This is a genomic window from Oricola thermophila (assembly GCF_013358405.1).
GTDB lineage: Bacteria > Pseudomonadota > Alphaproteobacteria > Rhizobiales > Rhizobiaceae > Oricola > Oricola thermophila.
Map to the genome: position 1 here is coordinate 1225858 of NZ_CP054836.1, position 25029 is coordinate 1250886.

At 62.8% G+C, this 25029-nt stretch carries 27 protein-coding genes; 9 read left to right on the forward strand and 18 right to left on the reverse strand.

Going from position 1 to position 25029, the window contains the following annotated elements:
• Positions 1-83: 83 nt before the first annotated feature.
• Both recA and alaS read left to right on the forward strand, forming a co-directional pair.
• Positions 84-1172, forward strand: a complete 1089-nt coding sequence (gene recA, locus HTY61_RS05885) for a recombinase RecA (protein WP_175275921.1) — start codon at positions 84-86, stop codon at positions 1170-1172.
• Between the two features lie 184 nt (positions 1173-1356).
• Positions 1357-4017 (forward strand): alanine--tRNA ligase, encoded by a 2661-nt coding sequence (gene alaS, locus HTY61_RS05890; RefSeq protein WP_175275922.1) that lies wholly within the window; start codon positions 1357-1359, stop codon positions 4015-4017.
• Here alaS and HTY61_RS05895 read toward each other — a convergent pair.
• The 3 genes from HTY61_RS05895 to HTY61_RS05905 are packed head-to-tail and all read right to left on the reverse strand — an operon-like array spanning position 4014 to position 6219.
• Positions 4014-4628: a DedA family protein gene (locus tag HTY61_RS05895; protein ID WP_175275923.1), complete on the reverse strand. Its 615-nt coding sequence runs from the start codon at positions 4626-4628 to the stop codon at positions 4014-4016. The two genes, alaS and HTY61_RS05895, sit on opposite strands and share 4 nt — an antisense overlap.
• Positions 4625-4975, reverse strand: a complete 351-nt coding sequence (locus HTY61_RS05900; protein WP_175275924.1) for a hypothetical protein — start codon at positions 4973-4975, stop codon at positions 4625-4627. Before HTY61_RS05900 ends, HTY61_RS05895 begins: the two co-directional genes overlap by 4 nt.
• 29 nt (positions 4976-5004) lie before the next feature.
• Positions 5005-6219: an NADP-dependent isocitrate dehydrogenase gene (locus HTY61_RS05905; protein WP_175275925.1), complete on the reverse strand. Its 1215-nt coding sequence runs from the start codon at positions 6217-6219 to the stop codon at positions 5005-5007.
• 207 nt (positions 6220-6426) lie between these two features.
• Here HTY61_RS05905 and HTY61_RS05910 point away from each other — a divergent pair, with 207 nt between their 5' ends.
• On the forward strand, positions 6427-7290 hold the full coding sequence (locus HTY61_RS05910; protein WP_175275926.1) for an RNA methyltransferase: 864 nt from the start codon (positions 6427-6429) through the stop codon (positions 7288-7290).
• On the forward strand, positions 7283-8104 hold the full coding sequence (gene murI, locus HTY61_RS05915; RefSeq protein WP_175275927.1) for a glutamate racemase: 822 nt from the start codon (positions 7283-7285) through the stop codon (positions 8102-8104). Before HTY61_RS05910 ends, murI begins: the two co-directional genes overlap by 8 nt.
• A 53-nt stretch (positions 8105-8157) precedes the next feature.
• On the opposite strand, the gene HTY61_RS05920 is transcribed toward murI, so the two are convergent.
• Positions 8158-8487, reverse strand: coding sequence for a hypothetical protein (locus tag HTY61_RS05920; RefSeq protein WP_175275928.1), 330 nt, complete (start codon positions 8485-8487; stop codon positions 8158-8160).
• Positions 8488-8842: 355 nt separating this feature from the next.
• Here HTY61_RS05920 and rpsD point away from each other — a divergent pair, with 355 nt between their 5' ends.
• From rpsD to ttcA, 3 genes are all read left to right on the forward strand, one after another.
• The gene (gene rpsD, locus HTY61_RS05925; RefSeq protein ID WP_175275929.1) at positions 8843-9460 is read left to right on the forward strand and encodes a 30S ribosomal protein S4; all 618 of its coding nucleotides are present in this window, start codon (positions 8843-8845) and stop codon (positions 9458-9460) included.
• A 229-nt stretch (positions 9461-9689) separates the two neighbouring features.
• On the forward strand, positions 9690-11174 hold the full coding sequence (locus HTY61_RS05930) for a glycosyltransferase family 39 protein (protein WP_175275930.1): 1485 nt from the start codon (positions 9690-9692) through the stop codon (positions 11172-11174).
• A gap of 58 nt (positions 11175-11232) precedes the next feature.
• Positions 11233-12057, forward strand: coding sequence for a tRNA 2-thiocytidine(32) synthetase TtcA (gene ttcA / locus HTY61_RS05935; protein WP_175275931.1), 825 nt, complete (start codon positions 11233-11235; stop codon positions 12055-12057).
• Positions 12058-12069: 12 nt separating this feature from the next.
• Here the strand turns inward: ttcA and HTY61_RS05940 are convergent, their stop codons facing one another.
• From HTY61_RS05940 to HTY61_RS05965, 6 genes are all read right to left on the reverse strand, one after another.
• Entirely contained in the window at positions 12070-13317 is a 1248-nt protein-coding gene (locus tag HTY61_RS05940; RefSeq protein ID WP_428978280.1) for a multidrug effflux MFS transporter, read from the reverse strand.
• 13 nt (positions 13318-13330) lie between these two features.
• Positions 13331-13813, reverse strand: coding sequence for a YtoQ family protein (locus tag HTY61_RS05945; RefSeq protein ID WP_175275932.1), 483 nt, complete (start codon positions 13811-13813; stop codon positions 13331-13333).
• A gap of 263 nt (positions 13814-14076) precedes the next feature.
• Entirely contained in the window at positions 14077-14412 is a 336-nt protein-coding gene (gene grxD / locus HTY61_RS05950) for a Grx4 family monothiol glutaredoxin (RefSeq protein ID WP_175275933.1), read from the reverse strand.
• 194 nt (positions 14413-14606) lie between these two features.
• A complete protein-coding gene (locus tag HTY61_RS05955; RefSeq protein WP_175275934.1) occupies positions 14607-14840 on the reverse strand; it encodes a BolA family protein in 234 nt (77 codons plus the stop codon).
• Positions 14841-14851: 11 nt separating this feature from the next.
• Entirely contained in the window at positions 14852-17089 is a 2238-nt protein-coding gene (gene purL, locus HTY61_RS05960; RefSeq protein ID WP_175275935.1) for a phosphoribosylformylglycinamidine synthase subunit PurL, read from the reverse strand.
• A 134-nt stretch (positions 17090-17223) separates the two neighbouring features.
• Entirely contained in the window at positions 17224-18651 is a 1428-nt protein-coding gene (locus HTY61_RS05965; protein WP_175275936.1) for an aminotransferase-like domain-containing protein, read from the reverse strand.
• An 81-nt stretch (positions 18652-18732) separates the two neighbouring features.
• On the opposite strand from HTY61_RS05965, the gene HTY61_RS05970 reads away from it, so the two are divergent.
• On the forward strand, positions 18733-18981 hold the full coding sequence (locus HTY61_RS05970; RefSeq protein ID WP_175275937.1) for a DUF1127 domain-containing protein: 249 nt from the start codon (positions 18733-18735) through the stop codon (positions 18979-18981).
• Positions 18982-18984: 3 nt separating this feature from the next.
• Here the strand turns inward: HTY61_RS05970 and HTY61_RS05975 are convergent, their stop codons facing one another.
• From HTY61_RS05975 to purC, 5 genes are all read right to left on the reverse strand, one after another.
• The gene (locus tag HTY61_RS05975) at positions 18985-19398 is read right to left on the reverse strand and encodes a hypothetical protein (RefSeq protein WP_175275938.1); all 414 of its coding nucleotides are present in this window, start codon (positions 19396-19398) and stop codon (positions 18985-18987) included.
• The gene (purQ, locus tag HTY61_RS05980; protein WP_175275939.1) at positions 19395-20075 is read right to left on the reverse strand and encodes a phosphoribosylformylglycinamidine synthase subunit PurQ; all 681 of its coding nucleotides are present in this window, start codon (positions 20073-20075) and stop codon (positions 19395-19397) included. The genes HTY61_RS05975 and purQ overlap by 4 nt, the downstream gene beginning before the upstream one ends.
• Before the next feature lie 146 nt (positions 20076-20221).
• Positions 20222-21295 (reverse strand): acyltransferase family protein, encoded by a 1074-nt coding sequence (locus tag HTY61_RS05985; protein WP_175275940.1) that lies wholly within the window; start codon positions 21293-21295, stop codon positions 20222-20224.
• A 160-nt stretch (positions 21296-21455) separates the two neighbouring features.
• Complete coding sequence (gene purS, locus HTY61_RS05990; RefSeq protein ID WP_175275941.1) at positions 21456-21698, reverse strand: phosphoribosylformylglycinamidine synthase subunit PurS; 243 nt, start codon at positions 21696-21698, stop codon at positions 21456-21458.
• A gap of 16 nt (positions 21699-21714) precedes the next feature.
• Positions 21715-22479 carry a phosphoribosylaminoimidazolesuccinocarboxamide synthase gene (gene purC / locus HTY61_RS05995; protein ID WP_175275942.1) on the reverse strand — a complete coding sequence of 255 codons (765 nt, stop codon included), beginning with the start codon at positions 22477-22479 and terminating at the stop codon, positions 21715-21717.
• A gap of 240 nt (positions 22480-22719) precedes the next feature.
• Here purC and HTY61_RS06000 point away from each other — a divergent pair, with 240 nt between their 5' ends.
• On the forward strand, positions 22720-23037 hold the full coding sequence (locus HTY61_RS06000; protein WP_175275943.1) for a DUF1476 domain-containing protein: 318 nt from the start codon (positions 22720-22722) through the stop codon (positions 23035-23037).
• A gap of 25 nt (positions 23038-23062) precedes the next feature.
• On the opposite strand, the gene HTY61_RS06005 is transcribed toward HTY61_RS06000, so the two are convergent.
• From HTY61_RS06005 to HTY61_RS06015, 3 genes are all read right to left on the reverse strand, one after another.
• Positions 23063-23611, reverse strand: a complete 549-nt coding sequence (locus tag HTY61_RS06005) for an RBBP9/YdeN family alpha/beta hydrolase (RefSeq protein ID WP_175275944.1) — start codon at positions 23609-23611, stop codon at positions 23063-23065.
• A gap of 63 nt (positions 23612-23674) precedes the next feature.
• Positions 23675-23902 carry a hypothetical protein gene (locus HTY61_RS06010; protein ID WP_175275945.1) on the reverse strand — a complete coding sequence of 76 codons (228 nt, stop codon included), beginning with the start codon at positions 23900-23902 and terminating at the stop codon, positions 23675-23677.
• Positions 23903-24119: 217 nt separating this feature from the next.
• Positions 24120-24989: an EamA family transporter gene (locus HTY61_RS06015; protein WP_175275946.1), complete on the reverse strand. Its 870-nt coding sequence runs from the start codon at positions 24987-24989 to the stop codon at positions 24120-24122.
• Positions 24990-25029: the final 40 nt, after the last annotated feature.

The window sequence follows — 25029 nt, forward strand, 5'->3', positions numbered from 1 at the left end:
CCAAAACGGAACAAATGGCGTACAAATGAAACATTGAAATTCGGATTTGCGCGGCTTGCGGCGATAACCTAAGGGTGATGGAAATGGTTCAGAACAATTTGCGTCTGGTAGAGGACAAGCAGGTGGACAAGTCGAAAGCACTGGATGCGGCGCTCTCGCAGATCGAGCGGACCTTCGGCAAGGGGTCCATCATGCGCCTTGGCGCGAATGAGCAGGTCGTTGAGATCGAGACGATCTCGACCGGCTCGCTTGGCCTCGATATCGCGTTGGGCATCGGCGGTTTGCCGAAGGGCCGCATCATCGAGATTTACGGGCCGGAAAGTTCCGGCAAGACGACGCTGGCGCTCCAGACCATCGCCGAGGCCCAGAAGAGCGGCGGCATCTGTGCCTTCATCGACGCTGAGCATGCGCTCGATCCCATCTATGCCCGCAAGCTGGGCGTGGCGCTCGAGGACCTGCTGATTTCCCAGCCCGATACCGGCGAACAGGCGCTGGAGATCGCCGACACGCTGGTGCGCTCGGGGGCCTGTGACGTGCTGGTGGTCGATTCGGTCGCCGCGCTGACGCCGCGCGCCGAAATCGAGGGCGAGATGGGCGATTCGCTGCCCGGCCTGCAGGCCCGCCTGATGAGCCAGGCGCTGCGCAAGCTGACCGCCTCGATTTCGCGCTCCAACACCATGGTGATCTTCATCAACCAGATCCGCATGAAGATCGGCGTGATGTTCGGTTCGCCGGAAACGACGACGGGCGGCAATGCGCTGAAGTTCTACGCCTCGGTCCGCCTCGACATCCGCCGCATCGGCGCGGTCAAGGATCGCGACGAGGTCGTCGGCAACCAGACCCGCGTCAAGGTGGTCAAGAACAAGATGGCGCCCCCCTTCAAGCAGGTCGAGTTCGACATCATGTATGGCGAGGGCGTCTCCAAGACCGGCGAGCTTATCGATCTCGGCGTCAAGGCGGGCATCGTCGAGAAGTCCGGCGCCTGGTTCTCCTACAACAGCCAGCGGCTGGGGCAGGGGCGCGAGAACGCCAAGCAGTTCCTTCGCGAGAACCCGGCCATCCTGGACGAGATCGAGACCGCGTTGCGGCAGAATGCCGGCCTGATTGCGGAAAAGTTCCTCGAGCAGGGCGGCCCGGGCGACCAGGGAGAGGTCGGCGTCGCCGAAGCCTGACATTCATTTCAATCCGCGTGATGCTGAAGCCCGGTGGCCGGAACGGCCGCCGGGCTTTGCCTTTCCCCGTCCGATTCGCCGATTGCGCGGACAGGCGCGCCGACATGCTGGACAGAGGGCATCCCGATTGGCTATGGCAGTGGCCTTTCCGGAGCAGTTTCAGGCTCTTTGCAGGCAGGTATTCATGAGCAGCGTCAACGACATCCGAAAGACATTCCTCGACTACTTCGCAAGAAACGGGCACGAGGTCGTCGCGTCGAGCGCGCTGGTCCCGCACAACGACCCGACGCTGATGTTCACCAATGCGGGCATGGTGCAGTTCAAGAACGTCTTCACCGGCCTCGAAAAGCGGACCTATTCGCGCGCGGTGACGGCGCAGAAATGCGTGCGCGCCGGCGGCAAGCACAACGACCTGGACAATGTCGGCTATACCGCGCGCCACCACACCTTCTTCGAGATGCTCGGCAATTTCTCCTTCGGCGACTATTTCAAGGAACTTGCCATCGAGCTCGCTTGGAACCTGATTACCCGGGAATTCGCAATTCCGGCCGACCGGCTGCTCGTCACGGTCTATCACACGGATGACGACGCCTTCGACCTGTGGAAACGGATTGCCGGCCTGCCGGACGAGCGTATCATCCGCATTCCGACCCATGACAACTTCTGGGCCATGGGCGATACCGGTCCCTGTGGCCCGTGCTCCGAAATCTTCTACGACCACGGCGAGGGTATTCCCGGCGGTCCTCCCGGCAGCCCGGACGAGGACGGCGATCGCTTCATCGAGATCTGGAACCTCGTCTTCATGCAGTACGAGCAGTTGACGCAGGACGAGCGGGTCGACCTGCCGCGACCGTCGATCGATACCGGTATGGGGCTCGAGCGCATTGCCGCCGTCCTGCAGGGCGTGCACGACAATTACGACATCGACCTGTTCCGCCACCTGATCTCGGCGTCGGAGGACCTGACCGGAACCAAGGCTGAGGGCCAGCACCAGGCCAGCCACCGGGTCATCGCCGATCACCTTCGCGCGTCGAGCTTCCTGATCGCCGACGGGGTGCTGCCGTCGAACGAGGGCAGGGGTTACGTCCTGCGCCGCATCATGCGCCGCGCCATGCGCCATGCCGAACTTCTGGGCGTCAAGGACCCGCTGATGCATCGGCTCGTACCGGCGCTCGTGCAGGAGATGGGGCAGGCCTATCCGGAGCTGCATCGCGCACAACCGCTGGTCACCGAGACGCTGCTTCTCGAGGAGACGCGGTTCCGTCGCACCCTGGATCGTGGTCTCGCGCTTCTCAACGAGGCAAGTTCCAATCTCGGAGAGGGCGATGCGCTCGACGGCGAGACCGCGTTCAAGCTCTACGATACCTACGGCTTCCCGCTCGACCTGACGCAGGACGCCCTGCGCCAGCGCGGCGTTTCCGTCGATGTCGAGGGCTTCAACGCGGCCATGGAGCGCCAGCGGGCCGAGGCCCGCGCCAGCTGGCACGGTTCGGGCGAGAAGGCCACCGAGAGCGTGTGGTTCGCGCTGCGCGAGAAGCATGGCGCCACCGAGTTCCTGGGCTACGAAGCGGAGAAGGCGGAGGGCCTGGTACTTGCCCTGGTGCGCGACGGCGCCGAGGTTGGTGAGGCGGCTGAGGGCGACGAGGTTGCCGTCATCGTCAACCAGACGCCTTTCTACGGGGAATCCGGTGGCCAGCAGGGAGACTGCGGCACGATCCGGGGCAATGGCGTAGCGGTCGCGGTGACCGATACGCAGAAGCGGGCCGACGGCGTTTTCGTCCATATCGGCAAGGTGACGGAAGGCGTGCTGAAGACGGGCGCCGAGGTCGAACTCGAGATCGACCACGAGCGCCGCGCGCGGCTCCGTTCCAACCATTCTGCGACGCACCTCATCCATGAGGCACTGCGCGAGGTGCTCGGAACGCATGTCGCCCAGAAGGGGTCGCTGGTTGCGCCCGACCGCCTGCGCTTCGACTTCTCCCATCCCAAGCCGCTGAGCCGGGAGGAACTCGAGACGGTCGAGGAGATCGCCAACGAGATCATCCTGCAGAACGCGCCCGTGGAGACCCGCCTCATGGCGCTGGAGGACGCCCGCGAGACGGGAGCCATGGCGCTGTTCGGCGAGAAATATGCCGACGAGGTCCGGGTCGTGTCGATGGGCACGGCCGAGCGCGGCGAGAAGAAGGGCAAGACCTATTCCATCGAGCTGTGCGGCGGCACCCATGTCCGCAATACCGGCGAGATCGGCCTGGCCCACATCGTTGCCGAAACGGCGGTGGCGTCGGGCGTGCGCCGCATCGAGGCGCTGACCGGCGAGGCCGCGCGCGAATACCTGGCGCAGCAGGACGAGCGCGTCCGGGCCGTCGCGGCGGCGCTGAAGACGTCGCCCGACGATATCGTGCCGCGCCTGGAGGCGCTGCTCGAGGAGCGTCGCAAGCTTGAACGCGAACTGTCCGAGGCCCGCAAGGCGCTGGCGCTGGCGGGTCCGTCCGGAGGGGCGGCGCAGGGGCCGGAGGATGTGGCAGGCACGAAGTTCATCGGCCGCGTGGTCGATGGCGTGTCGCCGCGCGATCTCAAGCCGATGGCCGACGAGGCCAAGCGCACCGTGGGCAGCGGCGTCGTTGTCTTCGCGGCATCGTCGGACGAGGGCAAGGGCAGCGTCGTCGTCGGCGTGACCGACGACCTGACGGAGCGGTTCAACGCGGTGGATCTCGTTCGTGCCGCGTCGGCAGCGCTGGGCGGCAAGGGCGGCGGCGGACGGCCGGACATGGCCCAGGCCGGCGGGCCGGACGGCGCGAACGCGGCGGCGGCCGTCGAGGCGGTGCGGGCGGCGCTTGCCGGCTAGGGTGCCGGCTTCCTGCGCGCGCGGATGCGCCTCAGGCGCCGGGCGAGCTGCCAGCCGAGAAATGCGGCGGTTATCGCCGCCGCGATCGCCCAGGCGGCGTTGGCAACGATGCCTGATATCTCGGAGATGGACTGGGCGAACATGTTTCCGAGCAGGAGATAGCCGCCGATCCAGACCACCTCGCCGGCAATGTCGGCGAGGGTGAACCGGTAGAGCGGATAGAGCGCCAGTCCGCTTGTCAGGTTCACATAGGGACCGATCGGGCTGACCAGCCAGCGGCTGAAGAACACGCTGCCGTCACCCCACTTGCGCGTGAAGGCCTCGGCCTTCTGCAGATGCGTCCTGGCTGCCGGCCAGCGGTCGAATTGCCGGCGTATGCCGACCGCGGCGAAGCGACCCGCCGCATAGCCCACGTGGTCGCCGGCGACCGCGCCGGCCAGGCTCCAGAAGAAGACCGGCCACAGGGAAAGGTCTCCGTCGGAGAGCAGCGCGCCCGCGGTCAGCAGGAGGATGGATGTCGGCACAGGGAAGCCGAACTGGCCGACTGCCGTGATCGCAAACAGGGCCGGCGTTCCGTAAAGGGCGAAGTAGTAGAGGATCGCGTCGGTCAAGGCCGGGGCTCTTGCGCTTCGCGGGCCTCGTCGATCGCGTTGCGCAGGGTCTCGACCAGGATATCCGGAGAAAGACCCCGGTCGCGGGCGATGCGGGCGAGCGGTCGGTGATCGTGCGCCTCGAGGTCGAGGCCGAGAGCCTCCTTGACGATGAGCGGATCGATATCGTTGGAGCGCGCGATGTGGCGGACGGTCATCCAGCCGGCGATCTCGCCATCGGGCGGCGGGCGGTGCATGTAGAAGACGGTCGCCCGCAAACCGAAGGCAAGTGTGAAGAGGACGGCGACCGCGAACGCGATCACCAGTATCCGGTTGGTGCGCCAGAGGGTGCGGATCGTTCTCTTCACTCCGTCCCTCCGGCCGTTGTCGCTATGGCTCAGGCGGCCATTGCCTTCTTGAGGTTCTCGTCGATCTTGTCGAGGAAGCCCGTGGTCGAGAGCCACGGCTGATCCGGACCGATGAGCAGGGCAAGGTCCTTGGTCATGAAACCGGATTCGACGGTGTCGACGCAGACTTTCTCGAGCGTGGCCGCGAAGTTGGCCAGTTCCTTGTTGCCGTCGAGCTTTGCGCGATGCGCGAGGCCGCGCGTCCAGGCGAAGATGGAGGCGATCGAGTTGGTCGACGTCTCCTGGCCGGCCTGGTGCTGGCGGTAGTGGCGCGTCACCGTGCCGTGCGCCGCCTCGGCCTCGACGGTCTTGCCGTCCGGCGTCATCAGGACCGAGGTCATCAGGCCGAGCGAGCCGAAGCCCTGCGCCACCGTGTCGGACTGCACGTCACCGTCATAGTTCTTGCACGCCCAGACATAGCCGCCGGACCATTTCAGGCTGGCCGCGACCATGTCGTCGATCAGGCGGTGCTCGTACCAGATCTTGGCTTCCTCGAACTTCTCCTTGAACTCCGCCTCGTAGATTTCCTGGAAGATGTCCTTGAAGCGGCCGTCATAGGCCTTGAGGATGGTGTTCTTGGTCGACAGGTAGACCGGGACCTTGCGCTGCAGGCCGTAGTTCAGCGACGCGCGGGCGAAATCGCGGATCGATTCGTCGAGATTGTACATGGCCATGGCGACGCCGGCGCCAGGCGCGTCGAACACCTCGTGTTCGATCTCCTGTCCGTCCTCGCCCACGAACTTGATCGTCAGCTTGCCCTTGCCGGGGAAGCGGAAGTCGGTCGCGCGGTACTGGTCGCCGAAGGCATGGCGGCCGACGATGATCGGCTGGGTCCAGCCGGGCACGAGGCGCGGCACGTTCTTGCAGATGATCGGCTCGCGGAAGATCACGCCGCCCAGAATGTTGCGGATGGTGCCGTTCGGGGAGCGGTACATGCGCTTCAGGCCGAATTCCTCCACGCGGCCCTCGTCGGGCGTGATCGTGGCGCACTTCACGCCGACGCCATATTTCTTGATGGCATTCGCCGCATCGACGGTGATCTGGTCGTCGGTCTCGTCGCGCTTCTGGATGCCGAGGTCGTAGTATTTGAGGTCGATGTCGAGATAGGGATGGATCAGCTTTTCCTTGATGAACTGCCAGATGATGCGGGTCATCTCGTCGCCGTCCAGTTCGACCACCGGATTGTCGACCTTGATCTTTGCCATTGGGAATCCTCAGTTGATTTGGCGCCGCGGACGCGGCCGGGAACAGGTGGCGTGGCTATAGCAAAGGCATTTGCCCGGTGCAAACGATGCCATGGTCGATATCCACCCTTCTGCCGCTCCTTATAGTATGGGGTTTCGACTTGCCGATGTTTCCATATGCGCCGGTTTGTGGCAGGTGCGGGCACCGCGGTTTTGTGAACGAAGATCATGGCAGGAACAGACAGGCATCGCGAGATGATAGTGGAAGGCCCGGCGATCGTGCTGGTCGAGCCGCAGCTTGGCGAGAATATCGGCATGGTGGCGCGGGCGATGGGGAATTTCGGCCTTGCCGATTTGCGCCTCGTCACGCCGCGCGACGGCTGGCCGAATCCGAAGGCGGAGGCCGCGGCGAGCGGCGCCGTCCACGTTCTTGAGGGCGCTCGCCTCTTCGACAGCGTGGCCGACGCGATAGCGGACTGTTCCTATGTGGTGGCGACCACGGCTCGCCAGCGGGATGGGTTCAAGAGGGTGCTCGGCCCGGTCGATGCGGCGCGGAACCTGCGCGCGACTCATCGCCGTTCACAGGCGGGCGCGATACTGTTCGGCCGCGAGCGGTTCGGCCTTTACAACGAGGAGGTCGGGCTGGCCGACGACATCGTCACATTTCCGGTCAATCCCGCCTTCGCATCGCTCAACCTCGCCCAGGCCGTGTTGCTTATGAGTTACGAGTGGATGAAGTCGGGCCTCGACAGCGAGAGCGAGACCGCGTTCGATGGCGCCGAGTTCGTGCCGGCCCCGAAGGAGGAGCTTTTCGGTCTGTTCGGCCAGCTCGAGGCGGCGCTCGATGCCCGCGGCTATTTCCGTCCGCCGGAACGCAAGCCGGTCCAGGTGGAAAACCTCCGCGCCGTGCTGACCCGTCCCGGCTATTCGGTCGAGGAGATACGCCTTCTTCGCGGCGTTATTTCCAGTCTCGACCGTTTCTCGCCCTCCAGCCCGCGCGGGACCGGATCGCCGGGTGACGATCCCCGTCGCATGCCGGCCGGTGGCAGGCGCACGCGAAAGCGCGACAGGGCGGGGCAGGGCGATGACTGACCATCGCGCGCGCACGGCGCTGTTCTTCGACAGCGGCATCGGCGGACTTTCCGTTCTGCGCGAGGCGCGCGTGCTGATGCCGGACTGGCGGTTCGTCTACGTCGCCGACGACGCGGCCTTTCCCTATGGCGCCTGGGAAGAAGAGGCCCTGCGCGACCACATCACGAGCCTGTTCGGAAACCTCTTGGAAAGATACCGTCCGGCGCTGAGCGTGATCGCCTGCAACACGGCCTCGACCCTGGCAATCGATCATCTTCGGCGGGCATATCCGGGCGAGACATTCGTCGGCACCGTTCCGGCGATCAAGCCCGCCGCCGAGCGCACCCGGTCCGGGCTGGTTTCGGTGCTTGCGACACCCGGCACCGTGAAGCGGCAATATACCCGCGAACTGATCCGTCAGTACGGGCAGAAATGTCACGTTCGGCTCGTCGGCAGCGACAATCTTGCCGCGATGGCCGAAACCTACATGCGCGGACAGATGGTCGACGAGGAGGCGGTCCGGCGCGAGATCTCGCCCTGCTTCATGGAAAGGGACGGCAGGCGTACCGACATCGTCGTCCTCGCCTGCACGCATTATCCCTTCCTCGTGAACCGCTTTCGCAAGATGGCGCCCTGGCCGGTGGACTGGATCGATACATCCGAGGCGATAGCGCGGCGCGCGAAGACGCTATCCGACGGGATCGGGACGCTGCCCGGCAAGCCGGACGAGGCGGATCTGGCGGTTTTCACCTCCGGCTTTCCCGGCCCGGAGCTTTGCCGGTTGATGCAGGGATTCGGCTTGACGCCGACGATGCTTCAAGGCGACCAGCCATAGAAAAAGCCGCTGCCGGAGGCTGGCAACGGCTGGATGCGGATACGGGGGGCCGATTATTTCCTGAAGGAACGCTGGATCTTGGTCTTGGTCTTCAGGTTTGTCGTGGCTGTGAAGGTTCTCGCTCCCTTCGGGCGTTTCACGCCGGCCGATGACGGGTAGTATCCGTCGCACTGGTCGAGAGCCCAGTCGTAGCCCTCCCTGTCACAGTTGTCCGCTCCGTTCCCGTAGCACTGGTCATGGACGTAAGCGTAGCAGGAGAACCTGTCCCAGTGGTCGGAATTGGCGCTTGCCGAAGCGGCCATGGCTGCGGTGAGGGAGATGCTGCCAAGGGTCATGACGACCAAGCGACGAATGCCGGAGACGATCTTGAAGTCGGTTTTCATTGTCGCACCTCTCAGGTCAGTTGCTTTGGTTCCGTCCCTTCGATGCAGAGAAACTATGCGATATCCGCCGGCATGAATGTGCCGGCAATCACAGGGTGGCCTCCGGGGGGAGAAAGAGTGGCATGTCGACCATGCCAAGTCTCCGGCAGCGCTTGACTAATGGTGCTTTGCTTTATAGACAGCGCGCAGTGCAGGGCTTTTCGGCCCTGTATTTTTGTTTGACGTATCCCGTGGACATGGCCGCAATGCGTGCGTGGCATGTCCTGTCAGTCGGCGAAAATGGCCGGCAGAGGAGGGTGCGTTTCCTTCAGCCGGGGCCGGGAGGTCCGGGCGCAACCGTTAGAAAGGAAATGCGATGAGCAAGCGCGAATCGTCCAAATACAAGATTGACCGCCGCATGGGCGAAAACATCTGGGGTCGTCCGAAGTCCCCGGTGAACCGCCGCGAATACGGCCCGGGCCAGCACGGCCAGCGCCGCAAGGGCAAGCTGTCCGACTTCGGTGTGCAGCTTCGCGCCAAGCAGAAGCTGAAGGGCTACTACGGCGACATCTCCGAGAAGCAGTTCCGCAAGACCTACGACGAAGCCGCGCGCCGCAAGGGCGACACGCCGGAGCTTCTGATCGGCCTGCTGGAAAGCCGCCTCGATGCCATCGTCTACCGTGCCAAGTTCGTTCCGACGATCTTCGCGGCTCGCCAGTTCGTCAACCATGGTCACGTCATGGTCAACGGCAAGCGCGTGAACATCCCCTCCTATCGTTGCCGCGCCGGCGACGTTATCGAGGTGCGCGAAAAGTCCAAGCAGCTCGCGCTGGTGATCGAGGCAACGCAGCTCGCCGAGCGTGACGTGCCGGATTATCTCGAAGTCGACCACAACAAGATGGTTGCGACCTATGTGCGCGTTCCGGGACTGGCCGATGTGCCTTACCCGGTGCAGATGGAACCGAACCTCGTGGTCGAGTTCTACTCGCGCTAAGTCTAAATGTCTGCGAACGGGCGGCGATCGCTTGATTGCCGCCCGTCTTGTTTCCGCGATGTTGCCTCGGGGCCTCCGCATCGGTGGCCGGACATTGCTGCCGGTCGATCCGCCCGGGCGAAGGTGCAAGACGTCTCGGGGTCATGGTCGGAGGCTGTTCCAGGATGGATCCAGCCTGCCGTCGAGACAGAACAGATAGTCCTTGAGGGCCGGGCGTTTGAACCAGATCTTGTCTACCGCTTCCTCTCGCGTTCCGAGTCTCGCCTGGCTGCTCGTTCTTGCCATCTTCCTGTTCTGGGCGGTTTACGCCCAGTGGTCGCGCTACAATCTCGACATGTATGGCGACATGCTCGAGAATTATGTCTGGGGCATCCGGTGGCAACTGGGTAACGACAAGCATCCTCCGCTCTTCGGATGGATCACGGCGGCCTGGTTCGAGCTTTTCCCGCGGACCAACCTTTCCTATCGTTTTCTAAGCGCGGTGAACCTGGCGGTAAGCTACGTCGTCATGTTGCAGATCGCCAGGCGGTACCTGAACCGCAGGCAGCTGGTTTTGGCCGTCGCGGTGGCACTGGCCTTGCCGATGTTGGGCTTCCTGGCCCTCAAGTACAACGCGAACGCTGCAATGCTGCCCTTCTGGGGGCTCGCCTTCCTCGCCTATCTGCGGGTGATGGAAAGGGAGCGTCCGATCGATGCGTTCCAGCTCGGACTGTGGTCCGCTCTCGCGATGCTGGCGAAGTACCATTCGGCTGTCTTGCTGCTTGCGCTTGTGATTCACTCCTTGGTCGATCCTGCCGTACGCCGCCTGTGGCGGGGGAAACTCCCGCTGATCACGCTTGCCGTGTTCGCAATCGTGTTGCTGCCGCACGTGATCTGGCTCTTCGAAAACCGGTTCAGCACTTTCCACTTTGCTGTCGCGGAGCAGGGGGTGCGTACTTTTGCCAACGTGGCCTATTACCAGATCGAGTTTTTTGTGGCCCAGATCGGCTACGCGCTTCCGGGACTCGCAGCCATGAGTTTCTATCGAAGGTGGCGTGACGGGTATCCGCTGTTCGACTGGCGCCAGTTCATGACCCTGGCGGATTCGCCGGGGGGCCGGGCATTGCTGGCCGCGGGTCTGCTGCCGGTTCCTTTGACGATGTTTCTCGGCATCATCTTCTGGGTGCCGTTGACGAGCAACTGGTCCCTGCCGTTCTTCATCTTCGCACCCGTGCTTCTCGTCATGCTCATGCCGGCGGATCTGGCAGACAGGCACCCGAGAACCGCGCCGGTGTTCGTCGCGGTCTTTATGGCCTGCCTGCTCGGGCTTTCCCCGTTCATTCGCAACGTAACTCTCGCGGAAGGCCGGCTCTTTTCGGACACGCCCGTCGCTGATTTGGCGCGGAAGGCTGAATTGCTGTGGAAGGAAAATACCAACGGCACGTTGAAATATGTCGGGGGCGACAGGTACCTGTCCTACGGGATGGCCTTCTACTCCAGTTTCCGCCCGATGGCGATCGAGGGAGATCGCTTTGACGTTCACAAGTGGATCGACACCGGGGATCTGGAAGCTCACGGCCACATGATCCTGTGTCTGACCGAGAGATGCGTAAAGCGTACGTTGGCACGGGAGCCGGACGCCGTCCGCGCGAGGGTTTCGGCGCCTCCGCCGCCTGGATCCGCCCGGAAGACGGATTTCGAGGCGACCGTTTTCATGCATATTCCGGGTTCCTGAATTCAACGCTATAGAAGGCGATGGTTCCTGCTCCCGACCGATCGTCGAAGGATACTGGATGAACATTCCGCTCTTGACCGACATCCCGGGCAGCGTCGAGTTCAAAAAGCTGCGCAAGCGCCTGCTGCGCAACATGCGGCAGGCGTTCGAGGATTTCGACATGGTCCGCCCGGGCGAGCGATGGCTGGTCGGCCTGTCCGGCGGCAAGGACTCGTTCGGTCTGCTGGCCCTGCTGATGGAACTGAAATGGCGCGGCCTGCTGCCGGTCGACCTGCTCGCCTGCAATCTCGACCAGGGGCAGCCCAATTTTCCGAAACACATCCTTCCGGACTGGCTGGCGAAACACGGCATTCCGCACCGCATCGAGTACCAGGACACCTATTCGGTGGTCACCGACAAGATCCCCGCGAACAACACCTACTGTTCGCTCTGCTCCCGGCTGCGGCGTGGCCACCTCTATCGCATCGCGCGGGAGGAGGGGTGTTCGGCGCTGGTGCTGGGGCATCATCGCGAGGATATTCTGGAAACCTTCTTCATGAACCTGTTCCATGGCGGACGTCTTGCCGCCATGCCGCCGAAACTCGTCAATGACGAGGGCGATGTCGAGGTGCTTCGGCCGCTGGCCTATTGCGCAGAGGCCGATCTGGAAAAGTTCGCCGAGGCCATGAAGTTCCCGATCATCCCCTGCGATTTGTGCGGATCTCAGGATGGCCTGCAGCGCAACGCGATGAAGATGATGCTCGCCGATATCGAGAAGCGGATGCCGGGCCGCAAGGACACGATGATCCGCGCGCTCGCCAATGTCAGGCCGAGCCATCTGCTCGATCGCAGGCTGTTCGATTTCGCGGCGCTGCAGGCAAACCCGTCCGCCGCAACGGACTGAGGCCCGTCGCGCTCAGCGCGCGCCGGGATTGTCGAACAGTCTGCCCTTCTCGGCGATCAGCACGAGTACCAGCGTGATGAAGGACGTCAGCGCGCCGCCGGCGATAAGCGGCAAAGGGGTGCCGTTGAACGACTGGCCGATTGCCGCGCCGCAAAGCCCTCCGCCCACGGTCTGTGTAAAGCCGAGCACGGAGGATGCCGTACCGGCAACCTTGCCGAGAGGCTCCATCGCGATGGCGTTGAAATTGGCGCCGATCAGGCCGAACAACGGCATGATCAGGATAAGGACGGACATGAATAGCCAGAGTGGCGGGCTTTCGTGGGTGGAAAACCAGATCGATGCTGCAATGGAAATGAAGAGATGGGCCAGCAGGGCGCCATGTGACAGGCGGCGCATGCCGATGCGCCCGACGATCCTCGAATTCAGGAGGGATGCCAGCGCCATCACCGATGCTCCGATGGCCATCGCAAGCGGAAAATGGGCATGCAGGCCGTACACTTCGCCGAGAATTGGCTGGGCCAGGTTGAGGAAGGCGAACAACGAACCGAAAAAGAAGGCCGTGGCCAGTGTGTAGAACAGCGAAATCCGGTTGGACAGGACAAATCGGAACCCGCTGAATACGGGCTCCAGTCCGAGTGACCGGCGGTTCGCGGGATCCAGGGTCTCGGGCAGGCGGAGTCCGGACCACACGGTCATCACTGCCGCCAGCAGTGCCATGAACCAGAAAATGTGCTGCCACGGACCGATCAGGACAATTCCCTGTCCGAAGAAGGGCGCGATGATCGGCACCACCATGAACACCATCATCACGAGAGACATGGTCGATGCCATGGTCCGTCCGGAATGGGTGTCGCGAACAAGGGCAAACGCGATGACCCGCGTGCTTGCAGCCCCGATTCCCTGGAGGAACCGGAAGACCAGCACCATCTCGAAAGTCGGTGCGAAGGAACCGGCCATCGCGCAGGCGATGTATATGGCAAGTCCGATGAACATCGGCCTGCGCCGGCCGAAGCGGTCGGAGATCGGCCCGAAGAACAACTGCGCGGCGCCGAAGCCAAGAATGTAGGACAGCAGCAGGTACTGGACCTCGTTGCCGTCGATGCCATAGGCCGCCGAGATGTTCGGAAATGCCGGGAGCAGAATGTCGATCGCCAGCGCGTTCAGTGCCATCAGGCCCGCGACGATCGCGATGAATTCGGGACGAGGGATTCCGGTGCGCGCAAGCCTTTCGCTTGCCTGCTTGTCGGCTTGTTCATGCATGATCGGTTTTCCGTTATTCGGCGATCGTTTGTCCGTCCGTGTAGCCGGCCAGTTCGCCGTTGACGACATAGCGCAGCAGTTCGACGACCTGTTCCGGCGTCCTCGCGACGGCGAGTGCTGCGGCATCGACCTCCTTCAGCGCATGGGCGTGCTCTGCCTGGTGCATGACGATGAGCGGCTTGCCGAGCGCGGCCGCATAGCCGGCATCGAAGGCGGCGTTCCACTGCTTGTATTTCTCGCCGAAGCGCACGACGACGATATCGGCCTTGCCTATCAGCGTGCGGGTGCGGATCGCATTGACCTGTGCGCCCTTGTGATCGTGCCAGAACTTGTCCGGCTCGGCGCCGAGGATGGCGACGCCGCAATCGTCCGATGCCTCGTGATGCGTAACCGGTCCGGTCAGATTGACGGGAAGGCCGGCTGCGGCGACACCTTCCCGAATCCTGTCGCGCCAGTCCGTGTGGATCTCGCCTGAAAGATAGATGGTCCAGGTCATGCTGTTCGTCCTTTCATGGATCTCTTAGGTCCCGGCCCGTCACTAGTCCATCGTGTCGCGGGAATTTCGTGATGCGCATTCTGTGAACAGACCGGCCACTCAGGCGACGGAATGGACAATCATGGATGACGCCTTGCAGCGGCATCCCATGCACGGGGGCCGTTCAACCAAAGGAAATGGCGTGCCGAACGAACGACACGCCATTTTTGTTTCCGGATGCCTGTGACCGTCTTCCTCGGAATGGGTTCGGCGAAGTCGGGCCCTCAGGCGGCACCTTTGACCGCCACACCCTTTTCCTGAAGATGGTCCTGCAGCTCGCCTGCCTGGAACATTTCGCGGACGATATCGCAGCCGCCGACAAACTCGCCCTTCACGTAGAGCTGCGGGATGGTCGGCCAGTTGGAATAGTCCTTGATGCCCTGACGCAGGTCATCATCGGCGAGCACATTGATGCCCTTGTAGTCGACGCCGAGATAGTCGAGAATCTGCACGACCTGTCCCGAAAATCCGCACTGGGGAAAGCCCGGCGTGCCCTTCATGAACAGGACGACGTCGTTCGACTTCACTTCCTGGTCGATGAAATCCTTGATACCGCTCATTACTGGTCCTTTCGAGGCCGGTCCGGCGACCGGCAATTGATGTATCCTGTATACCTATATCCCGCCATGGAGCCGCTTCTCAAGGCTTCCATTGCGCTTGCGGCAGCGCCGTTCCGCTTGTCTGCGCGGCATGGCCGGTACCGTCTCGCGTCTGCGGGCGAGGCTGCGGCGCGCCCGGCTTTCCGCGGACTGGCTCAATCCGGCGCCGAAGTCTGTAGCGCGAGTGCGTGCAGGACGCCGCCCATCTTGCCCTGCAATGCCTGGTAAACCATCTGATGCTGCTGGACGCGCGACTTGCCGCGAAAACTCTCCGAAACCACTTCGGCTGCATAGTGGTCGCCGTCGCCGGCCATGTCCCGGATCGTGACCTGCGCATCCGGAATCGCCTCCTTGATCATTTTCTCGATTTCCGAGGCGTTCATTGGCATGTGGCGTTCTCCTACTCTGCGGCTTCCGCGTGTCGATTGGCATCCATGAATTCGGGGAACCAGGATTCATGGATTCGCGCCAGTTCCGATACAGATATGGCGACCTGCACGGGCGCAGTCAATGCGAGCGTGTCGCCGCCGACCGTGCCGAGCTCGCGGAACGGAACGCCGGCCCCCTCGGCGTTGAGCGCGAAGAAATGCGCGTTCTCGGGGGCGACCGTGACGAGGTAGCGGGCCTGGTCCTCGCCGAAAAGCAATGCATGGGCAGGAGCGGCGTCGCCGGCATCGATAGTCGCCCCCTTTCCGGAGGAGATGCACATTTCCGCGAGTGCCACGATCATGCCGCCATCGGAGAGGTCGTGACAGGCCGTCACATGGCTGTTGCGTATGGCCGAGCGAACGAAATCGCCGTTGCGTTTCTCGCAATACAGGTCCACCGGCGGCGGCGGCCCGTCGGTGCGGTCGTTGATGACGCGATTGAAGATGGACTGGCCGAGATGGGTGCCGTCGCCCCCAAGCAGGAAGATCCTGTCGCCGTCCTGCATGGCGGAAATTCGCGCCATTGCGGAATGGTCGGGCAGGAGACCGACGCCGGCGATGGTCGGTGTCGGCAGGATGGCCTCGCCATTCGTCTCGTTGTAAAGCGAGACGTTGCCGGACACGATCGGAAAGCCGAGGGCCGTGCAGGCCTCGCCGATTCCCTCGATGGCGCGAACGAACTGGCCCATGATTTCCGGGCGTTCCGGATTGCCGAAATTGAGGTTGTCGGTTGCCGCCAAGGGTTCCGCGCCCGTGGCCGTAATGTTCCGCCAGCACTCGGCGACCGCCTGCTTGCCGCCTTCGTAGGGATCGGCTTCGCAGTAGCGCGGGGTCACGTCGGAGGAGAAGGCCAGCGCCTTGGTCGGATGGCCGTCAACGCGCACCACGCCTGCGTCGCCGCCGGGCAGTTGCAGGGAATTGCCCTGGATAAGCGTATCGTATTGCTCCCACACCCATCGGCGCGATGCCATGTTGGGCGATCCGAGGATTCTCTTCAGTGCCTCGCCATAGTCCTCGGGTTCCTCGAACTGGGAGGCATCCATTTCCTGGTACTGCGCCGGCGTCATCCACGGACGATCGTATTCCGGTGCCTCGTCGCCGAGTTCCTTGATCGGCAGATTGGCGACTTCCTCGCCCTCGTGAAGGACGCGGAAGCGCAGGTCGTCCGTCGTCTTGCCGACGACGGCGAAATCGAGTCCCCATTTCTGGAAGATTGCCTTGGCTTCATCTTCCTTCTCCGGGCGCAGCACCATCAGCATGCGCTCCTGGCTTTCAGACAGCATCATCTCGTAGGCAGTCATGCGCTCCTCGCGCACCGGAACCTTGTCGAGATCGAGCAGGATGCCGAGATTGCCCTTGGCACCCATCTCGACCGCCGAGCAGGTGAGGCCCGCCGCACCCATGTCCTGGATGGCGATCACCGCGCCCGAGGCCATAAGCTCAAGACAGGCTTCCAGAAGGCATTTCTCGGTGAACGGGTCACCGACCTGAACCGTCGGGCGTTTCTCGTCTATGTCGTCACCGAATTCGGCGGAGGCCATCGTGGCGCCGCCGACGCCGTCGCGGCCGGTCTTGGCGCCGAGATAGACGACGGGAAGGCCGACGCCCTTGGCCTCGGAGAGGAAGATCGCATCCGTCTTGGCGATGCCGGCGGCAAATGCATTGACAAGTATGTTGCCATTGTACCGCGCATCGAACTCGACCTCGCCGCCAACGGTCGGTACGCCAAACGAGTTTCCGTATCCTCCGACGCCGGCAACGACACCTGAAACGAGGTGGCGGGTCTTGGGGTGGTCGGGCTCGCCGAAGCGCAGGGCATTCATCGCCGCAACAGGCCGCGCGCCCATGGTGAAGACATCGCGCAGGATGCCGCCGACGCCGGTCGCCGCGCCCTGGTACGGCTCGATATAGGAGGGATGGTTGTGGCTCTCCATCTTGAAGACGACGCAATCGCCGTCCCCGATATCGACCACGCCGGCATTCTCGCCCGGTCCCTGGATGACCTGCGGCCCGGTGGTTGGGAGCGTCTTAAGCCATTTCTTGGAGGACTTGTAGGAACAGTGCTCGTTCCACATGGCCGACCAGATGCCGAGTTCGGTAAAGGTCGGTTCGCGGCCGGTCAGCTCCAGTATGCGTTCATATTCGTCCGGCGTGATGCCGTGGGCTTCGACGAGTTCGGGGGTGATGGGAATTGAATTGCGAATGGACATGGGAACCGGCTTGTCGGTGCGAGATTGAGGGTGAGTGCCGAATACACCAATTCACAGCACTGTCGAAAGGGGGCGAACGTCCGCCATGACTGCCTGTGCGGGTTTCTCCAGTCCTAAATCGCCATCCTGCCTCGTCAGTCGAAGCTTTCATAGGCACCGGCCCCGCTCTCGAGGAGGGCCCGCAAGCGCTGGAGGCCGTCACGCACGACATCCCGATCGACGGGATTGGAGAAGGCAATTCGGACGCGGTGGAAGGATCGCTCGGAGCGAGCGGACTTGAACTCGTCCTCGGAATCGATCAGTACCCCCTCCCGCTCGGCGGCAGTCTTGAATGTGCCCGACAGCCACGGATCCGGCAGTTTGAGCCAGATGAACGGGGCGTAGTTGGAGGACGTGAATTCATAGCCGTCGAGCATTTCCCGCACGATGGCAACGCGATCGGCTATCTCCGCCGCCACACGTCCCCTTATTTCCTCGGCTGCTCCGCATAGCACCATTCGTGCCGCAAGCTCGGTCAGCAGGTATGTCTTTCCGCCCGTCAGGAGCCGTGTCGCGGTCACCACCCGGCCGGCCATGCGCGGCGGGCAGGCGACCCAGGCGGCGCGCAGCCCCGCGGCAACCGCCTTCGACAGGCCGGAAACGTGGAAGGTCAGTTCCGGGGCGAGCGACGCTATCGGAGGAATCGGGTCGTCGTGCAGGCAGCCGTAGACGTTGTCCTCGATGATGAGAAGGTTGTAGCGCCTTGCTATCGCCGCGATCGCTTCGCGGCGTTCCTGGGGCATGACCGCCAGGGTCGGGTTCTGAAGTCCCGGCATCAGGAAGATCAGCTTCGGATGCTGTTGCGCGCAAATGTGTTCCAGCTTTTCCGGAATCGCTCCGTATTCGTCGATCGCCACGCTCACAGGCCGGCGCCCCATCATCTGCGCCGCGCGGGGCACGTTGGCATAGCTCAACTCTTCGACGGCGATGCGGTCTCCTGGAAGGGTCATCGCCGCTATGATGGCGACAATGCCCGAATGCACACCCTGTACCGGGGCGATGTCTTCCATCGGCGGTCGCCAGTTGCGATTGGCGAGCCATGTCTGGCCGGCGCGTTGCCAGTCCGGTGAGACAGAGCGGATGTAGTCGGATACCTGAAGCGGGTCCTCGCGCAGGATCCGGGCGGTGAGACGCTCCAGCGTTTCGCTGATTGGTACCAGCGGCGCGGCGGAGGCATCGAAGCGGATCATTTCGCCCGACGAATAACGTTCGGCGATCCGGGTGTTTGCGTCCGGCGTGAAGACGATGCTTTGTTCCTCATCCCGTGGAGGGGCGCTGGCCGGGCCCGTCACATAGGTCCCGCGCCCGACCTCACCCGAGACAAGCCCGCGCTCGCGCACGATCGAATAGGCGCGACTTACCGTGCCCACAGTAACCCCGAGATCGAATGCAAGGTTGCGCTGAGGCGGAAGCTTCGTTCCAAGCGAAAGCGTGCCGGTTTCGATCGCTTCCTCGATCCGTCCGGCGAGACGCATGTACAGCGGACCCTCGCCGTCATCGAGGTTTGGTACCCAATTTGTCATGGTGACAATGTTTAGATTGAGGGGTAGTGCGAGTCAATGTAGGGGCACAATGCAATACATTTTCATGAATGGGTCAGTACGATGGTATCAATCGATGCAATTGTCCCGCATAATGGCCCTGTACGCATCGGCTACAGGACATATGCCGGCATTGGCGCAGTGCCTTTGCGAGATTGGCTAGGGGTGTTCGTAGCCATTATCCGTGCGCGAATGACGAAGCGCCGTACCCGGTTGCACCTGCGTGAGCTAACGGACGATCAACTGCGTGATATCGGCCTGACGCGCGAACAGGCACGTTTCGAGGCGAACAAGCCTTTCTGGTGGCGCTAGGCTTCAGCAACTGTCCCGGCCGGCGGACCAGGCCAGAACGTCATCGTTTATCCGGCCGGAAATGGCCGTGTTTGCCAGTGGGCCGTAGGTGGTGATCCTTACCGGATTGCCGTTGGCCTCGATCACGAGTTTCGGCAGTCCCGCCGACTTGCCTCTCTCCACAACAAGGAGGCGAGGGCTGCCGATCCTCGTGTCGAGCTCGGGAATGACCGCGAATTGACGAAATGCGCGCTCGCCTGTCCTGAACCAGCAGCGCTGCGCGTTCTCGTTGACATTGGCGAGTACCGTTGTCGCATTGGTCGCATCGACCTCCACGATCAGCGGGCCGCCTATGCGTTCCGTGGCGCAGGATGAGAGAACCGTGCCTGCAATGATCCAGGTGGCGGCACGGGGCAGCAGGGCGACGCGCCGTTTCAAGCCGCAGCCTTGTCGAGGCAATCGAGTGCACTCTCGAAGAGGCCTCTTCCGTCGGTGCCTCCATGGGCTGCCTCGATGAGATTCTCCGGATGCGGCATCATGCCGAGCACGTTGCCGGCCTCGTTGACTATGCCGGCGATGTCCTCGATGGAGCCGTTGGGGTTGGTGCCCTCGGCGTAGCGGAACACGACCTGGCGGTTTCCGTTGAGGCGTTTCAGTGTCTCCGCGTCGGCGAAATAATTGCCGTCGTGATGGGCGACAGGACAGCGGATGATCTGGCCCCGGGCATAGGCACGGGTGAAATCCGTGTCCGCGTTGACGACTTCGAGCTTCACTTCCTTGCAGACAAATTTCAGAGAGGCATTGCGCATCAGCGCACCGGGCAGGAGGCCCGCTTCCAGCAGGATCTGAAAACCGTTGCAAACGCCCATGACGCGAACGCCGGCTTCGGCCTTGCGACGGATCGCTTCCATGACCGGCATGCGCGCGCCGATGGCACCGCAGCGCAGGTAGTCGCCATAGGAAAATCCGCCCGGTACGACGATCAGGTCCACATCGGGAATTTCCGTGTCCGTCTGCCAGACGGTCAACGGCTCCTTGCCGGATATCTTCGTGATCGCCGCGATCATGTCGCGGTCGCGGTTGAGGCCGGGGAGGAGGACGACAGCGGATTTCATCGTTTCGTTGGGCTTATCCGGGGAGAAACTCTTTCGCGCTTAATAGCGGAACGAGCCGGCCATGGCGAGTGGTTTCGCCCTTCATTCACCCCTTAACCTCGAACGGGCCGGTCCAGGCCGGCCCGAAATTGTGCCTGCCCGTGGCGTCATTCCGCCGGCGCTGCGACCGGGGCCGGATTGCGGCTGCCGGGTGTGCCGGGAATATGTGCCCAGGCCGGTCGTTCGAACAGGAAGGTCGCGATGCCGGTCCGCTTCACGATCAGGTAGAGTACGACCGGCGCGGACACCGCCCCGACCAGGACAAGGCTGCTGAGCAGGCTCGTGTCCGTCAACCCGGTCTTCATCGCGATGATGCGGATGGCCGACATGGGCAATGTGAAGGCGAGATAGACGGCAAGCGAGTGCTGTCCGAGCCGGCGGAGCCAGTCCATGAAGGTGAATTTCGTCAGGAGTGCGCTGCCGACACACAGGGCGATCGCGCCAATAACGGCCAGCGTCAGATGCAGCGGCGGAAAGGCGGCATAGCCCATCTTCATGTCAAGCGGCAGCAGGGTGCCGTCGGGCCAGAAGACGAGAAAGGCCTCGGCCGCTGCCCACGCAGCCAGGCCAAGCACCGCCGCCAGGGGCCGCGCGGCTGCACCTTCCACGAACCTGAAAATCAGGGGGGAGGCGGCGTAACCGAGGTAGAAGAAGACGAAGTAGGCGCAGAACTGCGTCACCGCGTAGCTCGCGACGTCGATCGGAGCCAGCTGCAGGCCCGCGGCCGCGGCGATCACCAGCCAGTGGGGTAGGCGGAACTGCCAGGCGAGTTTCGCGGCGAGGCTGAACACGCCGAGCATGTAGATGAACCAGAAGACGCCGTAGGGCTGGACCACCGCCACCGCCAGATCCGAAAGCATGGCGCCGGGATCGCGTCCGGCGATACCCACTTTCAGCACGATATTGATCGCCACCCAGACGGCATAGAAGTAGAAATAGTGCACCACGCGGCGGTCGGCATAGCGCTTCCAGTCGCGGCCGATGACCTGCGAGAGGAAGAGACCCGATATCAGGAAGAACTCGGGCATGCGAAACGGGGTGGCGAAGCCGATCACATAGTGCAGGAACCCGGTCTCGCCGGTATATTTGCCGACATTGTGCGCGGCATACATCATCACCACGAGGATGATGGAAATGCCCTTGGCTGCATCGACCCAGTCGTATCTCTTTTTCGTATCCATGAACCCGCGCCCGAACCGACGAAATGATGCCGGCATTCTATTCGGACGCGCGGGCCAATGCGGTTAATGGCGCGGTCCCGGGCGGGGAAAATCCTTACCTGTGGTTAACGGCCTGTTCCGAATCGGGACGCCGGCGAAACGCCGTTTCGTTCCCGCACATCTATTCGATTTCGAAGGTGTAGTCCTCGATCACCGTGTTGGCGAGCAGCTTCTCGCACATCGCCTTCAGGTCGGCTTCCGCCCTGGCGCGATCCTTCGTGTCGAGTTCGACGTCGAACACCTTGCCCTGCCTGACCTTTGCGACCTGGGGAAATTCGAGTGCATGCAGGGCGCCCTCTATCGCCTTGCCCTGCGGGTCGAGAACGCCGTTCTTGAGGGTGACGGTTACGCGTGCCTTGATCATGTCCTGCCCGGATCGACTATTTGACCAGAACCGGCCCCTTGGGGCGCGGCGACTCGTTTTCGTTCATGATGCCGAGACGGCGCGCGACTTCCTGGTATGCTTCCACCAGGCCGCCGAGGTCGCGCCGGAAACGGTCCTTGTCCAGCTTCTCGTTGGTCTTGAGATCCCATAGCCGGCAGGAGTCGGGTGAAATCTCGTCGGCGACGACGATCCGCATCATGTCGCCTTCATAGAGGCGGCCGCACTCGATCTTGAAATCGACCAACTGGATGCCGATGCCGAGGAACAGGCCGGTAAGGAAATCGTTGACGCGGATGGCGAGTGCCATGATGTCGTCGATTTCCTGCGGGCTGGCCCAGCCGAACGCGGTGACGTGTTCTTCCGTGACCATCGGATCGTCCAGCGCATCCGCCTTGTAGTAGAACTCGATGACAGAGCGGGGCAGCACGGTGCCTTCCTCGATGCCGAGACGCTTGGAGATCGAGCCTGCGGCAATGTTTCGCACCACGACTTCCAGCGGAATGATCTCGACTTCGCGGATCAGCTGCTCGCGCATGTTCAGACGCTTTATGAAGTGCGTCGGGATGCCGATCCGGTTCAGATGGGTGAAGATGTATTCCGAAATCCGGTTGTTGAGGACGCCCTTGCCCTCGATGACATCATGCTTCTTCTTGTTGAAGGCCGTTGCATCGTCCTTGAAGAACTGGACGAGGGTGCCGGGTTCCGGTCCTTCGTAGAGGATCTTGGCTTTGCCTTCATAGATGCGGCGGCGCTGTTTCATGAATCTTGTGCTCTGCCTTGGGATTGCGGCGACTGGCGCCCGCGGGTCATTGGCGCCGTTTACTCCAAACCGCGCACAAGCACAAACGCCGTCGGTGGATATTCCGTCATTTTCCGGCTGCGACCAAAGGCAGGCGCATTCGTGTTGAATTTTTAACGGTCATTTGATTTAGACGTGCCGACCATCCATCTTGAGTTGGACGCACAGCGTCACTCAGGCCTTCCAACGGAGAAGTTCGCCATGTCGATGAAAGATCGTAAGGACGCGTACGAGAACAAGTTCGCCCATGACGAGGAGCTGCGTTTCAAGGCGATAGCCCGCCGAAACAAGCTTCTTGGCCTGTGGGCGGCCGAAAAGCTGGGCAAGACTGGCGACGAGGCCGAGGCCTATGCCAAGGAAGTGGTCCTCGCCGATTTCGAGGAAGCCGGTGACGATGACGTGTTCCGCAAGGTGCGCGGCGACTTCGACGCTGCCGGTGTCGAGCAGTCCGACCACCAGATCCGCCGCACGATGGACGAGCTTCTCGAGGAGGCGATCGCGCAGGTGCAGGCCGAATAGGCTGCGCCGGCGGCTTCGCCCGCCGTCACAGCCTTTTCATGAATTCCGCGAAGACCATCAATCCTTCGGGCCACGGGCCGTGGCCCGATTCGGCGTTGATGTGTCCGGATTCTCCGGCATCCACCAGGAATGCCCCCCAGTCGGCAGCCGCATCGGCGGCCTTCTCGAAGGTCGAGAACGGATCGTTCCGGCTCGCGATGACGAACGCCGGAAAGGGTAGCGGCGCGCTGGGATAGGGACCGAATGTCGTCAGGTGTCTCGGCCTGATCCCGGGATTGTCAACTTCCGGCGGCGCCACGAAGAAGCCGCCCCTGACATTTTCAGGCCGGTCCTGGACCGCATGGACGGCCGCTGCGACACCGAGCGAGTGGGCCACGAGGACGACGGGTTTCGTCGCGCGCGATATTTCCTCGCGAACACGCGATACCCAGTCATCGCGTACGGGCTTCGACCACTCTGCCTGCTCCACGCGACGGGCCGTCGCCATGTTTCCTTCCCATCGCGATTGCCAGTGGTCGGGACTGGAATTCTTGTAGCCCGGTATGATCAGGATTTCTGCGTCTTTGATCTTCATGCGCCGGAGGTCGTCATTTCGACGGCAAATGTCAATCCGGCGCATGATGTTCTTTGCAGCCTGCTATTGAGCGGTCGGGGCTGCAGGCTGGACCGGGACCGATTCCGACGCCATCGGAGCTGCCGGGTTCTGGTCCGACCCGACCTCTCCGCTGCCGCCGAGGAAGAATACGCTGGCAATCAGCACTACGATTACGGCAAGCGCGATAAGCGGGCCGACATAGCCGGACTGTTCGGTGGTCTGGTAGGAATGAATGTTCGGGCGGGTGTCGTACAGTTCGCGATAATCCATCGCCATGGTCCTCCTGTGTCCGATGTTTCGGAACGGATAGGATTGCCGGCGAAAATGGCGGTGCGGGTACGGAACGCTTCACAAGCAATGTCTTTCTGCAAACAAGGGACCGCGCTTCGTGAGGTCCCTTTCTTGCTTCGCAGAATCAGCATGTTAGGCCGTGTTAGCGACGTTCAAATCTTCGGTTTTCCTGTCATCAGCCGTGAATTTCGCTCGATCAGTCCCGGTTCCGCAGCAGGAAAGGGCCGAACAGGCTGACGGCAAGCCCGACGAAGACGAGTGCCGATCCCGCCGCCGCCATGGGCGTCAGGGCCTCCCCGAACGCAACGGCGGTCGATGCCATGCCGAAGACAGGGATCAGCAGGGCGAATGGTGTCACGGTTGCGGCGGGATGGCTGCGGAGCAGGAAGACCCAGGCAGCAAAGGCAAACACCGTTGTCGGATAGGCGAGAAACGCGATCGACAGCACCGCGGTCATCGACGGCACATGGTCGGGCAGGCCGAAGGCAGTTCCTTCAAGCAGCATGGACAGCAGGAACAGCGGCACCGGAGCGGCCAGGCTTGACCAGCCGACAAAGCCGAGCATCGCGCGGGGTTTCGCGGCCTTGGCGATGACATTCGCCAGTCCCCAGGCGGCGGCCGATGCGATGACCATAAGGAAGGGGATCGCCGGCGTAACCTCGGAACTGGCGAAGCCGATCAGGAGGATGCCGGCAATGGCGATCGCAGCGCCTGCAATCTCGCGCGCTCGGGGCCTTTCACCGAACATGGCCGCCGAGAAGAATACGGTGAAGAAGACCTGCATCTGCACGACCAGCGAGGCCAGGCCGGGCGGCATGCCGAGACGGATGGCTGAAAAGATCAGCCCGAACATGACGACTCCCTGCGTCAGGCCGTAGGCGACGAGGAGCCGTGCCGGCACCTTGGGCGCCGGCACGAAGAAGATCAGCGGAACCGCGGCGAACAGGTACCGGTAGCCGGTGACGAGCAGCGGCGGCAGCTCTGTGACCGAGAGCTTGATGGCGACGAACGCCGTGCCGTAGACGGCGCTCACCAGCATGGCGAGGAGAATGTGCGCTATGGGCATGAGACCCTGTCCATGCCGGAAACGCGCCGGCTCGCCGAAT

What these genes read in the sequence shown, in the direction of transcription:
- recA (WP_175275921.1), top strand. Translation starts at nt 84, where the DNA reads ATGGTTCAGAACAATTTGCGTCTGGTAGAGGACAAGCAGGTGGACAAG.
- alaS (WP_175275922.1), top strand. Translation starts at nt 1,357, where the DNA reads ATGAGCAGCGTCAACGACATCCGAAAGACATTCCTCGACTACTTCGCA.
- HTY61_RS05905 (WP_175275925.1), bottom strand. Translation starts at nt 6,219, where the DNA reads ATGGCAAAGATCAAGGTCGACAATCCGGTGGTCGAACTGGACGGCGAC.
- HTY61_RS05910 (WP_175275926.1), top strand. Translation starts at nt 6,427, where the DNA reads ATGGCAGGAACAGACAGGCATCGCGAGATGATAGTGGAAGGCCCGGCG.
- murI (WP_175275927.1), top strand. Translation starts at nt 7,283, where the DNA reads ATGACTGACCATCGCGCGCGCACGGCGCTGTTCTTCGACAGCGGCATC.
- HTY61_RS05920 (WP_175275928.1), bottom strand. Translation starts at nt 8,487, where the DNA reads ATGAAAACCGACTTCAAGATCGTCTCCGGCATTCGTCGCTTGGTCGTC.
- rpsD (WP_175275929.1), top strand. Translation starts at nt 8,843, where the DNA reads ATGAGCAAGCGCGAATCGTCCAAATACAAGATTGACCGCCGCATGGGC.
- ttcA (WP_175275931.1), top strand. Translation starts at nt 11,233, where the DNA reads ATGAACATTCCGCTCTTGACCGACATCCCGGGCAGCGTCGAGTTCAAA.
- HTY61_RS05940 (WP_428978280.1), bottom strand. Translation starts at nt 13,317, where the DNA reads ATGCATGAACAAGCCGACAAGCAGGCAAGCGAAAGGCTTGCGCGCACC.
- HTY61_RS05945 (WP_175275932.1), bottom strand. Translation starts at nt 13,813, where the DNA reads ATGACCTGGACCATCTATCTTTCAGGCGAGATCCACACGGACTGGCGC.
- grxD (WP_175275933.1), bottom strand. Translation starts at nt 14,412, where the DNA reads ATGAGCGGTATCAAGGATTTCATCGACCAGGAAGTGAAGTCGAACGAC.
- HTY61_RS05955 (WP_175275934.1), bottom strand. Translation starts at nt 14,840, where the DNA reads ATGCCAATGAACGCCTCGGAAATCGAGAAAATGATCAAGGAGGCGATT.
- purL (WP_175275935.1), bottom strand. Translation starts at nt 17,089, where the DNA reads ATGTCCATTCGCAATTCAATTCCCATCACCCCCGAACTCGTCGAAGCC.
- HTY61_RS05965 (WP_175275936.1), bottom strand. Translation starts at nt 18,651, where the DNA reads ATGACAAATTGGGTACCAAACCTCGATGACGGCGAGGGTCCGCTGTAC.
- HTY61_RS05970 (WP_175275937.1), top strand. Translation starts at nt 18,733, where the DNA reads ATGGTATCAATCGATGCAATTGTCCCGCATAATGGCCCTGTACGCATC.
- purQ (WP_175275939.1), bottom strand. Translation starts at nt 20,075, where the DNA reads ATGAAATCCGCTGTCGTCCTCCTCCCCGGCCTCAACCGCGACCGCGAC.
- HTY61_RS05985 (WP_175275940.1), bottom strand. Translation starts at nt 21,295, where the DNA reads ATGGATACGAAAAAGAGATACGACTGGGTCGATGCAGCCAAGGGCATT.
- purS (WP_175275941.1), bottom strand. Translation starts at nt 21,698, where the DNA reads ATGATCAAGGCACGCGTAACCGTCACCCTCAAGAACGGCGTTCTCGAC.
- purC (WP_175275942.1), bottom strand. Translation starts at nt 22,479, where the DNA reads ATGAAACAGCGCCGCCGCATCTATGAAGGCAAAGCCAAGATCCTCTAC.
- HTY61_RS06000 (WP_175275943.1), top strand. Translation starts at nt 22,720, where the DNA reads ATGTCGATGAAAGATCGTAAGGACGCGTACGAGAACAAGTTCGCCCAT.
- HTY61_RS06005 (WP_175275944.1), bottom strand. Translation starts at nt 23,611, where the DNA reads ATGAAGATCAAAGACGCAGAAATCCTGATCATACCGGGCTACAAGAAT.
- HTY61_RS06010 (WP_175275945.1), bottom strand. Translation starts at nt 23,902, where the DNA reads ATGGATTATCGCGAACTGTACGACACCCGCCCGAACATTCATTCCTAC.
- HTY61_RS06015 (WP_175275946.1), bottom strand. Translation starts at nt 24,989, where the DNA reads ATGCCCATAGCGCACATTCTCCTCGCCATGCTGGTGAGCGCCGTCTAC.